The following is a 13338-nucleotide window of genomic DNA, read 5'->3' as shown; positions in this document are numbered from 1 at the left end:
TGTTACAATTTATTTACAAATATGATACCATATGGTTTTATAATTTACAAGTCATTTGCGTTTTTAATCCAACTCGCATCTACATATCGTATTTAATTCATAAATTAGGAAGAAAAATACAGATACTAAAATCTGTTTCAACTAATCGCCGTCATTCCAACCCAAAACTTTAATCAGTCGTAATTCCGAATAGCCATAGGCACTGGCCGGATAGTTTATGCGATCCGTGGTGTTTGAATTAATGAGATAGTCTGCCATGTTGCCGTCATCATCGTTTATTACATCGCTAATAATAACCGAATGAAGCCAGTCACCGTTATGTCCATATTGTAAGACGTCACCCATCGAACCGGAAAAAACATTCTCATCCACCAGTGCTGCCAGTCCATACCCTTCATTTTCACTGGCATAGGTGTAAAACTCCGCTACCCCCGTCCAGGCCGGACTTCGCCCCCAGTCTGAGCCATCCTCATCATCCACTTCTTCACCATACCACTTCCATTGGGTATTATTGTAGCCGTCACTATCCATGGGGATGCCGCCGGCAAAAAGCGCTTGGGAGATGTAGTTATTGCAATTGCCACCATAATTGTCATAAACGCCATAGTCCTCGTTACGCAAGACTTCAATGGGATCAACCCAGGTCATGGCATAATCCACTGCTGCCTCAGCATCATAGCTGTGATCGGTGGAGTTGGTCCAACTATCGCCGTTTTCCATATTAAAGTCGTCTTTTTCCCGGGATAATTCTTCAATAACAGCTAAGGCTTCACCGAGAAGTTGATCTGCCACATCCTGAGGATTTTCATCGCTGTCTGCGATGGCTTCTTCCAACATCAAAAAACTGTCTTCTTCTTTGTAATGCTCTGAGATCGCGTAACCATCTTTAGTTTCGCTCAGATAAAAGGTATGGGCAATCCCGGAACTATAGGAATCAACATTGGAAATAAAAGCGAAATTGATATGGTGATCTTCTACTAAAACCACTTCAATCTCACCATATCCTTCACTGATACTGGTGACGGTCAGCCCACATTGATAATCCGTCATCTTAAGATCATTACTCTGGCTTTGTCTTAATTGAATCAGATAATCCATAGACGCTTGATTGATCCAGGCGTTTTCGCTAAACGAATCCACAAACATCGCGGTGATATCTTCTGATTCCAGATTGGCCAGGGCCTTAAAATAAGTTTTAAAATAGTCGCGAATCGACTCAAGCATAACGTCATCGAGTGTTTCATCGCTATCGCGAATTATTATATCGCCGCCTACTTTTTTAGCATCACTACTCTTGTTTTTCGCTTCAAAGATGCTTTCTGTGCTGGTGGTGATCGAGTATGAATTTGCCATGACACCCACGCAAACAACGCCCATTGCCATGAGGGACATCAGCACCAGGCCAATCATCGTCCGCCTCCGTTTGCGCTTTATGGATTTCTTTGATCTTTTCATTACTATTTTCATTTTTTCGCACCTCTTCACCATTTGTAACAATTATATATCTACAATGTGCTTTTTATGTGAACGGATAATGAAAATTAACTTTCTCACGGGTTAGATTTTTCTCAAACATTCCCCTCTTTCTACTCATTTGTGTTAGCGATTGTTGTTTGTCAGATTGCAAGTTTACCGCCGACTTCCTTTTGATTTCCCGGCGCTAGTCGCCAGGGACAGTAAAAAAAGCTGCGAGTAAGAGTTACTCGCAGCTTTTTTTTATTTGTCTAAGTCAGCTTTTGTCATTTTTTGTCCGTAAGATTTATTGAAGATGCTAATCATTTTTGTCATTTCTTCTTCACTGAGAATCACCGGCGTTCCGATTGATCGGGCCTTGACATAAACTTCCGCACAGTGTTCAATCTCTTCGGCAATATTAAAGGCATTTAGAATATCTTTGCCACCAGCCAGTAGACCATGATTAGCCATCAATACTGCATAACGATCGACCATGGCCTTAAAGGTAAGTTGCGCCAATTCCATAGTACCAAAGGTCGCATAGTCGGCACAGCGTACATCCAACCCCGCTAACGCAATCAGGTAGCTTGAGGCAGGCAAGCCCTCTTCAAGCGTGGCCAGTACTGTTGAATAAACGGAGTGCGTATGAACAACTGCATCGATGTCATCACGTTTCACATAGAAAATGCGGTGCAGCTCATGCTCGCTTGATGGTTTTCTTTTTCCGTCCACATGCTTTCCATCGATATCGATAACCACAACATCCTCCGGCTCTGTTTCAAAGTAATCAATGCCACTAGGACTGATTGCCATCAGCCTTTGTTCCCGATTATAAATGCTGATATTGCCACCGGTTCCCTTCGTTAACCCTGCTTCAATCAGCTTTTGACAATAACGCACCACATCTTCTCGTTCTTTTTGTAAGATCATTTTATCCTCCTGAATTTTAATAACAATACTTAAGTCTACGATCGATACTCGTATAATAGCCGCTCTCCATTTAAAAAACGTTTCACATCCGACTGTTTCTGAGGTTATTTCAGGATACAAAAGTATTTTTATATTACTGATGTCATTTCTATACTTTATAATATTTCTTCGTTTTTCTCAATAGCGATTAAGGTTTATTTATGTTTACCTATTTCTAACCAAAAAAAAACAGCTTTCGCTGTTATTCTTTAAGTGGTGGTGCCCAGAGGCGGAATCGAACCACCGACACGGGGATTTTCAGTCCCCTGCTCTACCGACTGAGCTATCTGGGCAAAAAAATATGGTGGGCCTTCAGGGGCTCGAACCCCGGACCTACCGGTTATGAGCCGGTTGCTCTAACCAACTGAGCTAAAGGCCCCCAAGTAATTTTAAAAAAAATGGTCGAGGTGAGAGGATTCGAACCTCCGGCCCCATGGTCCCAAACCATGTGCGCTACCAAACTGCGCTACACCTCGATACAATACTTGACTATTATAGATGTTTATCAATCTGTTGTCAATCTTTATTTTATCTTTGTTCTTTCAGATAAAGCTTATCTTTGACGACTTGCTTATTATAGCACGATCAAATACATGAATGCAAGTCTTTTTTTCACAAAAGAATCAGATTTCTGATCCTTTTGCGAAAAAAGCTTTAGCTTTACTATTTTTCTAATACGGTCGCTTTAGCCATCCTTTTTTCTTTTTGGTGGCGATTGAGAAGCCTTTCAATCTGATCAACGATCCAGCTAAAAATCCGCAATAAGGGATAGATATCAAGGATCGTAATTCCCAAAACAATCAACATCGCTGGCAGGAAATCCTGAATCGGCACCAGGAAAAAGAAGTCTTCCAAAAACAAGACACAGCATAGGAATGAAACGGTCATCGTAAAAAATAACGCCCACCGCTTATTATCCAGAGGTTGACTGACCCGAAAAAGAATAACCAGTCCAATTAAACCAGTGGAAATCACTGCCAGCGTCGAAATCTGCTGGTGATCCAATGCCAGATAGGAACCAACAATCATAATTAAGACAACATTAAACACCACCGTCAAAGCACCCGGCAACGATTTTTTTAAAACCTTTTCTAAAAAATTTCCGGTGATCCGGTTTTTATTCGGCTCCAAAGCCAGAAAAACAGAAGGCGCACCAATAGTCAACGCACTGATTAAGGTCAGTTGAATCGGCACAAAGGGATAGGCCTCATTGGCAATGATCACAATAACGGCCAGCATCAGGGAAAACATCGTCTTCACTAAAAACAGCGATGCCGCACGGGTAATGTTGTTAATGACCCGACGCCCTTCCATCAAAACCCGGGTAAAGCTAGCAAAGTTGGAATCCAACAAGACCAGTTGGGATACTTGGCGCACCGCATCACTCCCTTCGGCCATAGCAATGCTGCAATCCGCTTCTCGTAAGGCCAAAACATCATTGACCCCATCCCCGGTCATCGCTACGGTATGGCCCTGATTTTTAAGGGCTTCAATCAAAAGTCGTTTTTGTCCTGGGCTTACCCGGCCAAAAACCGAATAGATCTGGGCAGCCTTGTGAACATCTTCATCTTCTGTGAGCGTCGACGCATCGACAAAATTATCCCAATCCAGCAGTCCCGCCCGATGTGCCACCTGAGATACGGTGATCGGGTTATCGCCAGAGATTACCTTGATATCAACGCCCTGGTTTCTAAAAAACTCCAACGTTTTCTTGGCTTCATGACGAATTTTATCCCCCATCGGCAGCAGAGCGATGGTTTTGATATTTTCTGGCAGGCTGCCATCTTCTTTAAAGGGTTCTTTAGCATACCCCAGCATTAAAACCCGGTTACCTTCGCTGGCATAGTGCTCAACCTTTTCCTTAATTTCATCGTAACGCTCTTTTAAAACAAACTCCGGCGCGCCGATCACAAAAGTACCCTGTTCCGCAAAAAAAGCGCCGCTCCACTTCCGTTCCGACGAAAATGGAATGACCCGCTCGCAAAGCCATTTTGGGGCCTCCCCTTGACAGCTTTCGCTAAGCGCCCGATAGGTGGCATTGTCATCTTTTAGATTAGCAATTAAAGCCCTGATCGCCTGAACGGGATTTTTGTCATGACAAATGGTTTCCATTGACAGGACTTCCATGTTCCCTTCCGTGATGGTACCGGTTTTATCTAAGCAAAGGACATCCACCCGAGCCAGCGTCTCAATACAATAGAGTTCCTGCACCAAAGTCTGGTGACGCCCCAGTCTAACGACCCCAACCGCCAGAGCCACACTGGTTAGGAGCACCAATCCCGCCGGGATCATCCCAATCAGGGCCGCCACCGTCCCGGTTACACTCACCTGTAGCGGCAAATTCTGGACAAGTAGTTGTTTATAAAGCAGTAACAGGCCGAGGGGAACAATCACAATGCCAATGCTTTTCATAATAAAGCCCAGTGCTTTCATAATTTCCGAGTTTGGTTTTTTTGCGACCTTAACGGCTTCAACCAATTTAGATGCATAGTTTTCCAGACCTACCTGAGTCACCTGCACCGTCGCTTGCCCGGACACCACAAAGCTGCCGGAAAGCAGAGCATCCCCTTCATACTTCATAATCGAATCGGACTCGCCAGTCAGTAGAGACTCATTGACTTCTATTTCCCCTTTTACCACCTGGGAATCCGAAGGAATCTGTTTGCCCGCTTTCAGGATTAGAATATCATCCATCACAATTTTTTCAAAGACGATTTCCTCAAGCTTGCCATCCCGTAACACACTAACATGAGGCTGGGAAATCAGTGAGAGCTTATCAATGGTTTTTTTTGCCTTTATTTCTTGTATGATGCCAATAAACGTATTAATGATAACAATATTAATAAATAGCAGGTTCTGAAACGATTCCACAAAAATAATCATCAATGCCAGGATGATGTTAAGCATGTTAAATAAGGTTAAGCTATTGTCTTTAATTATTCTGCCGATGGTTTTTGTTTTGGATTGGGGTTGGACATTAACTTTTCCGTCCGCGATCCTTTCTTCAACCTGGGCTTGAGTCAGTCCAATTTCAAGGTTGATATTATTCTCCATTGAATCCTCCCAGTAATTTATTCACTGTTTGGATTATAACATCATAATCTTAAAATACCTTGTATCTGTAACAGTCTTAGAATACCTGCGATAAGATCAGACAAATAACATAGTACCGACAATTGTTACATCATGTTGTACGCATCGGAGCGGACAGGTTGATAAACCTGTCCGATTCTGCGCGCAGGCAACGAGCCATTCACAAGCTTGCTTGTAGTTGGCGACTGCCCGCGACCAATGCGAAAGGAGCGGAGCGGATTTCGCATGGCGCAGCGAACAACAGATTAACAATTGGTCGGTACGGTAGCACACACCAGCCCTTCAAATTTTCCAGACAAAAAAAGAAGCCTGCCGCAGGACAAACCTCTTTATATGTGTAGTATTAATATTTTTTTGCTACGCCAGACTTTCTCTGACCACTTGATTGACAAGCTTTCCATCCGCGCGACCTTTAACCTTCGGCATCAGGGCACTCATTATTTTTCCCATATCTTTTGCGTCAACTGCACCGGTTTCTTTTATCGTTTCGGCCACAATTACTTTGATTTCATCAACCGTTAATTGTGTAGGAAGGTAGCTCTCGATGATTGTTATCTCTTCTCGAGCCTGCTGGATTAAATCGTCTCTTTGAGCTTTCTCAAATTCGGCCAGGCCATCCCGACGTTGTTTGAGCTGTTTTGCAATAATTTCAAGAATCTGATCGTCTTCCAGTTCCACTTTCTGATCCTTTTCGACTTGTAAAATAGCCGCCCGAATCATTGTAATGGTGGATTTCTTAACCTTATTCTTTTCCTTCATTGCTGTTTTTAAGTCAGCCTGTAATTGATCCTTTAATGCCAATTAGTCACATCCTATCTTTTTTTCATCTTTCTTTTTCTTGCTGCTTCTGATTTTCTTTTTCGCTTTACGCTTGGCTTTTCATAATGCTCTCTTTTGCGAATTTCAGACATAACCCCAGCCATTGCAGTTTTTCTTTTGAAACGTCGCAATGCACTTTCGAGTGTTTCATTTTCTTTAATTTTTACTTCAGACATTTTCAACCCCCCCCTCTAATCCGTTGCTAATTTCCGGTACGGTTAATCAACATGGTATGAGTCAAACTATATTATACGCATTATTTCTTACGCTGTCAATTATTTTTCAACCGGGAGGCCATAATAATGGTCGACCGCCCAATAAATGATAATGCAGATGGGGCACCGTTTGATTGCCATCCTTGCCGCAATTATTTACCAGACGAAAACCTGTTTTGGCAATCCCTGTTTTAAGGGCAATCCGATTGGCCACCGTATGCATGTGGCTGATAATATCGTTTCCAGCTGGTACCGATAGAATCGATTCAAAATGTTCTTTGGGAATAATTATCACATGCACCGGAGCTTGGGGTGCAATATCATTAAATGCGATGACTTGATCATCTTCAAAAACTACATCGGCCGGAATTTCCTTATTAACAATCTTACAAAAAATACAGTCCTTTGACATATCTTCCTCCTGTTATATCGAATCTCCGATTAATTTGTCAGCAAACTGACTATTATATGATACCCTAACTTTTAGAATTCTGCCATTAATTTTTTCATCTGTCTGGAGCCGAACCGGAACATAATTTTTGGTATGACCTTCATAACCAGTCGCGTCATGGGTTGCTTCAAACAAAACCTCTGTCAGAACGCCATCGTTTTTCTTTAAAAATTCCAGCTCCAGTTTTTTCGACAGGTCACTAAGGGTGTGGCTGCGGGAATTTTTTATGGTTTCATCAATCTGATCGATAAAGGCAGCCGCTTTAGTTCCTGAGCGCCGGGAATATTTAAATACATGGATTTGATAAAAACTCACGGCCCGGGCAAAGTCCAGGGTCTCTTTGAATTCATCCTCGGTTTCGCCGGGGAAACCGACCATCACATCCGTGGTGATGGCAGCTAACGGGAAAACTTCCCGGATCTGACTGACAATCTCTAAATACTCAGCGGTGGTATAACGGCGCCCCATGCGTTTTAGCACCGTATCACTGCCGCTTTGCAGTGACAGATGAAAATGCGGGCAAAAGCTTTCAAGGGCCGCCAACCGCCTAAGCCGCTCCGGGGTGATAAATTTGGGTTCCATCGATCCCAGTCGAACCCGCTTAAGTCTGGGAATTTGATCAAGGGCTTCAATCAGGTCAATGAGATCCCCTTTACCTGCACCACTTCCAGCTTGATCCACTCCATAGGAGGCAATATGAATACCCGAAAGAATGACCTCCTGATAGCCGATTAAAACCACCCGGTTGACTTCATCAATAATCTGTTGCGAATCGCGGCTCCTGACTGGCCCTCTGGCAAAGGGGACAATGCAATAGGTACAAAATTGATTGCAGCCCTCCTGAATTTTAATAAAGGCCCGGGTCTTACCCTTGACCTCCGAAATCATCAGCGGCTCAAAAATTTTTTCATCCATAATATTTGAGACAAAATCCCGCCGGTTGGCATCCTTGCGGTGGGCCTCAATATAGGTAAGGATATCGGCGCGATTTTTAGTACCGATCATCAGATCCACTTCCGCGATTTTTGCGACCTCATCCGGGGCCACCTGAACATAACAGCCGACCGCACAGATAATCGCATTGGGATTAATCCGCTTAGCTTTTCGCATCATTTTTCGGGATTTTTGGTCGCCCAGGTGGGTCACGGTGCAGGTATTGATCACATAAACATCGGCAAGCTCAGCGAAATCGACAATGGTATAACCGTCTGCCTCAAAGATTTCCATCAAGGCTTCGCTGTCGTAGGTATTGACCTTGCAGCCCAGGGTCATAAACCCAACTTTTTTTTTATTATTCATCCTTAACTTATTCTTCCTTCCAGAAATTCAATTGGCTGAGCACCACCATACCAGCAGTTTCGGTTCTTAAGATCCGCTTGCCCAGGGTTACGCTAATCACTCCAGCGGCTTGACAGGCTGCTGCCTCCTGAGGATCAAAGCCCCCTTCGGGACCAACGATCACACCGATGCTTAGCGGTTTGTCGGTTTTGCTTATTTTTCGGACCGCTTCCAGGGCGCCCTTCAAAGTCTGCCGGTTTTCGTCTTCATAGGCTAAGATCATTAAGTCATACCGGGCAACTTCGCTTAATACTTCTTTAAAGGTTAGCGGCCACAAAATCCTGGGGATAATCCCCCGCTTGGACTGCTTTGCGGCCTCATAGGCAATTCGCTGCCAGCGCTCGAGCTTTTTATCCTGCTTATCTTTAATTTGAGAAACTGCCCGGCATGAAGAAAAGGGAATAATCTGATAAACCCCCAGCTCCACGGCTTTCTGAATGATCACTTCCATTTTTGCGCCTTTGGGTAGTCCTTGAAACAAGGTGACACTCATCTCGGGCGTTTCTCCCTGAGATGGGTAGTGTCTGGCAATGCTGCCGGAAATAGTCTGCTCGCCGGGCGTGTTTAAAGTAACCAGATAGTCGGTGCCCTGGCCATCACAAACTTCAATAACGTCACCCTTCCCCAACCGCAGGACTTTGGCGATATGTTTAAAATCCTCTCCCGAAATAGTGATTGTTGATTCGAAACGCTGCTCGGGTTTTACAAAAAATCGGTGCATCTTAGTCCCTCTTCTGGGCGACCACTCCAACCCATTCACCCATCTGCTGAACAAAAACAAGCTTGAAGTTTTCCGCTTCCAGAGCTCTTAGCACATCCCCCAGCCGATCGATGATGATTCCCGAAGAAATAAAAATACCCTTTTCTTTAAGGTAGGGTTTGATAATTCCCGACAACTCCACAATCGCCGCTGCCAGAATATTGGCCACAATCACATCGGCCTTCTCGTCAATCACATCGAGCAGGTTACCTTCGCGAATTTCAACCATACTGCCTAAATCATTGAGCTCCGCATTTTCCCGGGCAATTTTAACCGCCAGGGTATCAAAATCCACCGCCACCACTTTTTTCGCTTTCAGTTTACCTGCAATCAGCGAGAGTACCCCAGTTCCACAGCCAATATCCAGCACCACATCTCCGGGCTTGATGTACTCTTCCAATTTAATGGCACAGAGCTGGGTGGTTTCATGAGTACCGGTTCCAAAAGCCATGCCGGGATCGATGTTAATGACAATTTCATCCTTATCCGGGACATAGTCTTCCCAGGTTGGTTTGACGACAATGCTTTTGCCCATCTTAGTGGGTTTGTAAAACTTTTTCCAGGAATTAGCCCAGTCTTCTTCTTCCACTTCTGTGATCATCATCTCACAGGCACCGGGGTCCAGACCGAAGGATGGCAGCATCTTCACTGACGCAATTAGTTTATGCACCGCTTCTTCAGTGTCTTCCACCTCGCTGAAATAGCCCCGGACAATAGAAACATTGGGATCAATTTCCAGAAGCGCTTCATCCACAAAATTGACTTTGGGATCTTGTTGTATTAATAGCACATCCTGCAGGGTCTGAATCGCCACACCATCTGCCCCGGCATCATAAAAAGCATTGACCACCGCTTCCTCAGCTTCCAATGTTGTTGTGATTTGAACTTCTTTCCAAAGCATTCCCTTACCTCCTGGTTTAATCGTTGTGGTATTATACCACTTTACCGCATGCTTAACAATTGATCATTATAACCCATCTTGCTTATAAAAGAAATATGTTTTTTTTCACTTCTTTGGCAATTTTCAGTTCGTGTGGGCGATTATATTTAATGATCCGTAGGGGCGATTCTTAATCGCCCGAGCGCTGTTGATTTTATAATAGGTTTGACATAAGATCCACGCTTGCGGGCGGGTACTACCCGCCCCTACGAACTGATCTATTACAAATATCTAAATTTAACTTTTGTACCACTGAAATTTTTTGCCGGCTTTCTGTAAAATATCGTTAATGGATGTAACGGGTTCCAGTTTAGTGCTATAATGATCACAGTTAAATAAATACAAACTTTAAAGCAAGTAATGAACCAGTACCGACAATTGTTACATCATGTTGTACGCATCGGAGCGGACAAGGCATCGCCTGTCCGATTCTGCGCGCAGGCAACGAGCCAATCACAAGCTTGCTTGTAGTTGGCGACTGCCCGCGACCAATGCGAAAGGAGCAAAGCGGATTTCGCATGGCGCGGCGAACAACAGATTAACAATTGGTCGGTACGGCAGTATTAGAAAAAATTAAATCCAAACAACCAAAATACACGAAGAAAAGGTGACACGATGGAAACTGAAAAGAAGAATCGTTCCATACAAGAATACGTTCCTGGTAAACAGGTAACCCTGGCACATATTATTGCCAAGCCTAAAACAGATATCTATATTAAACTGGGTCTGGACGATGAAGCCGCCGATGCCATCGGTATCTTAACCATTACCCCCAGCGAAGCCGCCATTATCGCCGCTGACGCCGCAACGAAAGCCGCCCCAGTCGAAATCGGTTTTCTGGACCGTTTCAGTGGTTCACTTGTAATCACCGGTCGGGTTAGTGATGTCAAAGCTGCCGTTTCTGAAATCCTCAATACTCTTAACCATATTTTAGGATTCGACATTCCTAAAATCACCTACTCCTGATAGATGGCCAATAATCGAAAACGGGTGGCCTTAATCGGAAAAATCGGCAGCGGCAAAACCACCTTGATGCAACGGCTAAATGAAGAAGAACTTAAATATTCCAAGACCCAAATGGTCAGTTACTATGACGATTTCATTGATACCCCTGGGGAGTTTATCGAACTCCCGTTTTTTTCACGTCAGGCCATAAATATTACCATGGACGCCGGACTGGTGATCCTGGTTTGTTCCTGTATGGATTCCCAGAATGCCTTTCCACCCAATTTTATCCATACCTATAACATTCCCTCGATTGGCGTGATCACAAAAACAGATCTCCCCGAATGCAATATTAAACGGAGCCGCAATCTTCTTATTTATGCCGGTATCAATCCTAAACACATCTATGTGGTCAGTGCCTATAGTGGCGAAGGAATCCCGGAATTAGAAGCTACCATCCATCATTATATGGAACCCCACCGCAATAAGTAAGGAAGTGAAAAAATGACCTATGACAGCTATGGCAATTTAACAGTGGCAGGCGTTGCCAACTACCTTAAAGAAAAAAACATCTTTCCAACCGATGCCAACCTTACCGTGGTCGATTTACACGCCGTAAAAGAAAGCATTGAAGGATTTGTTAACTTAATCTATCATGTCTACGACCAGTCGGGAAAATCAGTGATCATGAAACAAATGCTCTCCATGCCCCGGTTTCGGATTGAGGACGAAAAAAATAATACCGTGGAAGAAGCTGATGGCGATGGCTGGACCCTGGATCTGGGTCGGATGCGCTCGGAAATAGCCACCCTTATTTTTTGGAACTCGGTCTATCCCGGCATCAGTCCTGAAATTTATCTCTTTGACGAACCCAACCGGATCATTGTTATGGAGGATTTAATGGATTTGAGTTTGCTCCGTTTTGAGCTCTGCCGGATGGTTAAACACGGACATTTTACTGCTAAGATTGGCGCATTTTTTGCCCGCAATCTTTTTTTCTCCTCCAATTTACATCTCACCAACTATAAAAAATCTGAAGTTGAACGGTTTTTTATAAATCCGGAATACACAGCCCTGGCCCCCTTTCTTTTTCGGGAAAACATCGGTGTTTCCTGGGAACGGGAGATGATTCCCGGCACGGATGAAAAAAGAGCCTTACTGGTGGATAATCCTCAAATTCAGGCCGAATTCAAACGTTTGGAAAACAAATTCCTAAATGATAAGGAATGTCTGATTCATACCGACCTTCACAGTTCCAACATCATGATCAGCTTTGACGACGTCCGCATCATCGATGGAGAATTTGCCGGTTTTGGTCCGCTGGCCCAGGATTTTGGCCGACTCACTGCCAGCTTAACCCTGAACTATGTTTCCTGGTTTGGTGATGAGTCCCGGACAACCGCTGAAAAAAACGATTTCCAGGCCTACCTGTTGACCACCATCACTGATCTGTATACCACCTTTCAAAATGAATTCCGCCAGCTGGTGGAAGCCCATCGGGAGGAAAGCTACAGCTTAAAAAATCTGGATGTGGATGCTTATCTCATTGATCAGCTGCAAAATGCCTTGTCATACACGGGGGTCAATGTCCTATCCCGACTGGCTAACCGCGGCATCTGCTATGACCTGCTCAGGCTTCCTGAAGCAAACCGTTTAGTCCCCTCACTTCTGGGCCTGGACATTTCCAGAGAGCTGATGCAAAACCAAAAAAAGTATACCCACATAAAAGAATATACCCTGTTACTAAAAAACCTGGCTTAACAACACGAAATACCGCTGATTTTATATATGAAATCAGCGGTATTTTGTGTAAATATATTTTCTATTTTAGGCGGATATACCATGACCATAAATTCACAATGCCATAATCGTGTTCATGTATTATTTTATGACCGTAACAAAGTCACCTTCTTTAATATAGCCACCTTCGATCACGGCCGTAAAAACAACTTCATTGGCCAATATACATTTTCCGTCTTGATCTGCTATTTCACAGCCAAAACATTTTTTGCCAATCTGAGTTATTTCCTGAAGCGTTTCCCCAATCTTAACCTGAGTACCCAGTGGCAATTTAAACAGCTTGATGTCTGCGGTTGTAATATTTTGTTTAAACCGCCTGGTACATAAACCAGCCCCGTCGGCCTCTTTTAATTGTTCAATGCTGCTAAGCCCAAACAAACAGACCTGTCGTCGATCGCGACCGCCGTGACTATCGCCTTCGAGTCCGAACCCCGCAATAAAAAGCGCTGGCTGATCCAGGCGAATCTGCTCACCCTTTTCGATACTTTGATAAATCGCTGTAACCTTTCCCACCGGTGCCACCTACTCCCATCACTTTCTCTTAACATTATTC

13 protein-coding genes and 3 tRNA genes are annotated in these 13338 nt (G+C 44.0%); 3 read left to right on the top strand and 13 right to left on the bottom strand.

All coding sequences use genetic code 11. The annotated features are described in order from the left end of the window. Window positions 1-141: 141 nt before the first annotated feature. From U2P91_RS06880 to prmA, 12 genes are all read right to left on the bottom strand, one after another. Window positions 142-1467, bottom strand: coding sequence for an amidase domain-containing protein (locus tag U2P91_RS06880; RefSeq protein ID WP_322519293.1), 1326 nt, complete (start codon window positions 1465-1467; stop codon window positions 142-144). A gap of 249 nt (window positions 1468-1716) precedes the next feature. Then, window positions 1717-2385 carry an L-fuculose-phosphate aldolase gene (locus tag U2P91_RS06875; protein ID WP_322519292.1) on the bottom strand — a complete coding sequence of 223 codons (669 nt, stop codon included), beginning with the start codon at window positions 2383-2385 and terminating at the stop codon, window positions 1717-1719. 256 nt (window positions 2386-2641) lie between these two features. After that, a tRNA-Phe gene (locus U2P91_RS06870) sits at window positions 2642-2717 on the bottom strand. Between the two features lie 9 nt (window positions 2718-2726). Beyond that, window positions 2727-2803 (bottom strand) — tRNA-Ile (locus tag U2P91_RS06865). A gap of 20 nt (window positions 2804-2823) precedes the next feature. Next, window positions 2824-2900: transfer RNA gene (locus U2P91_RS06860), tRNA-Pro, on the bottom strand. A gap of 187 nt (window positions 2901-3087) precedes the next feature. Beyond that, window positions 3088-5478, bottom strand: coding sequence for a cation-translocating P-type ATPase (locus tag U2P91_RS06855; protein ID WP_322519291.1), 2391 nt, complete (start codon window positions 5476-5478; stop codon window positions 3088-3090). 396 nt (window positions 5479-5874) lie between these two features. After that, window positions 5875-6318 carry a GatB/YqeY domain-containing protein gene (locus tag U2P91_RS06850; protein ID WP_111887768.1) on the bottom strand — a complete coding sequence of 148 codons (444 nt, stop codon included), beginning with the start codon at window positions 6316-6318 and terminating at the stop codon, window positions 5875-5877. An 11-nt stretch (window positions 6319-6329) separates the two neighbouring features. Further along, window positions 6330-6512 carry a 30S ribosomal protein S21 gene (rpsU, locus tag U2P91_RS06845; protein WP_013379247.1) on the bottom strand — a complete coding sequence of 61 codons (183 nt, stop codon included), beginning with the start codon at window positions 6510-6512 and terminating at the stop codon, window positions 6330-6332. A gap of 106 nt (window positions 6513-6618) precedes the next feature. After that, window positions 6619-6963 (bottom strand): histidine triad nucleotide-binding protein, encoded by a 345-nt coding sequence (locus tag U2P91_RS06840; RefSeq protein WP_111887769.1) that lies wholly within the window; start codon window positions 6961-6963, stop codon window positions 6619-6621. Between the two features lie 12 nt (window positions 6964-6975). Next, a complete protein-coding gene (gene mtaB, locus U2P91_RS06835) occupies window positions 6976-8301 on the bottom strand; it encodes a tRNA (N(6)-L-threonylcarbamoyladenosine(37)-C(2))-methylthiotransferase MtaB (protein WP_322519290.1) in 1326 nt (441 codons plus the stop codon). Window positions 8302-8308: 7 nt separating this feature from the next. After that, window positions 8309-9061 (bottom strand): 16S rRNA (uracil(1498)-N(3))-methyltransferase, encoded by a 753-nt coding sequence (locus U2P91_RS06830; RefSeq protein WP_111887771.1) that lies wholly within the window; start codon window positions 9059-9061, stop codon window positions 8309-8311. Between the two features lies 1 nt (window position 9062). Next, on the bottom strand, window positions 9063-10001 hold the full coding sequence (prmA, locus tag U2P91_RS06825; protein WP_111887772.1) for a 50S ribosomal protein L11 methyltransferase: 939 nt from the start codon (window positions 9999-10001) through the stop codon (window positions 9063-9065). 654 nt (window positions 10002-10655) lie between these two features. On the opposite strand from prmA, the gene U2P91_RS06820 reads away from it, so the two are divergent. The 3 genes from U2P91_RS06820 to U2P91_RS06810 are packed head-to-tail and all read left to right on the top strand — an operon-like array spanning window position 10656 to window position 12746. Further along, window positions 10656-11006, top strand: a complete 351-nt coding sequence (locus U2P91_RS06820) for a BMC domain-containing protein (protein ID WP_111887773.1) — start codon at window positions 10656-10658, stop codon at window positions 11004-11006. 3 nt (window positions 11007-11009) lie between these two features. After that, entirely contained in the window at window positions 11010-11477 is a 468-nt protein-coding gene (locus tag U2P91_RS06815; RefSeq protein WP_111887774.1) for a EutP/PduV family microcompartment system protein, read from the top strand. A gap of 12 nt (window positions 11478-11489) precedes the next feature. After that, entirely contained in the window at window positions 11490-12746 is a 1257-nt protein-coding gene (locus tag U2P91_RS06810; RefSeq protein WP_111887775.1) for a phosphotransferase, read from the top strand. Between the two features lie 120 nt (window positions 12747-12866). On the opposite strand, the gene U2P91_RS06805 is transcribed toward U2P91_RS06810, so the two are convergent. Continuing rightward, entirely contained in the window at window positions 12867-13298 is a 432-nt protein-coding gene (locus tag U2P91_RS06805; RefSeq protein WP_111887776.1) for an MOSC domain-containing protein, read from the bottom strand. Window positions 13299-13338: the final 40 nt, after the last annotated feature.

This window comes from Acetobacterium sp. K1/6 (assembly GCF_034438075.1).
In the GTDB taxonomy this organism is placed as follows: domain Bacteria; phylum Bacillota; class Clostridia; order Eubacteriales; family Eubacteriaceae; genus Acetobacterium; species Acetobacterium carbinolicum.
This window is presented reverse-complemented; position numbering and strand designations above follow the sequence as displayed.